The 605-nt window shown below is 31.2% G+C and carries 1 protein-coding gene; it reads left to right on the forward strand.

All coding sequences use genetic code 11. The features are described 5' to 3' along the window. The coding region (locus tag CQA53_RS12945) for a hypothetical protein (protein WP_220272102.1) at window positions 1-605 on the forward strand (605 nt) is incomplete at both ends.

The raw sequence follows: 605 nt of genomic DNA on the forward strand, positions 1-605 counted from the left end.
CCTTCTCCCAATGGCAATGGTATCAAATGGAGTAAAGAAGAAAAAGAAGCTTTTATAAAGCTAAGCTATAAAGAACAAAGAAAAATGATAGTAAGAAAGAGTGAGCTTAAATCAACTCTCTTTCCTTATGTCAATGTAGATTATGAACCATACAAATTCAGTGATAGGATAAGTGATACAGCTAAAAGGACTTATGATAAAGCAAATAAGATTCTAGAATCTTATTCTAAGATAGATTTTAATAATTTAGATTCTAAAATTCAACAAGACATACTCCATAATCTAAGAGTAGCGTATAAAGAACAATATCTCAAAGCAGGAGTGAAACTCTCTCAACTCCTCTTTAAAAAAGCATTTTTAAAAGGAGGAGATGAGAGTAGAAAAGAAATACAAGAATGTAATAAAATAGTCCAAGAGCTTATGAGAGAAAAGATACCAGAAAATAGCTATATGTATTATCAACTCTATAAATGGAGTATAGATAATGATAGATTATTTCACACAGATATAACCCCACATTCATTAGGATTATTAAGAGAAGAAGCACTAGAGTGCTATAATCACGCCTTAGAATGTGTCGTATGGGAAGCCATAGATGAGGAAGC

The organism is Helicobacter didelphidarum (genome assembly GCF_003364195.1).
Classification (GTDB): domain Bacteria; phylum Campylobacterota; class Campylobacteria; order Campylobacterales; family Helicobacteraceae; genus Helicobacter_A; species Helicobacter_A didelphidarum.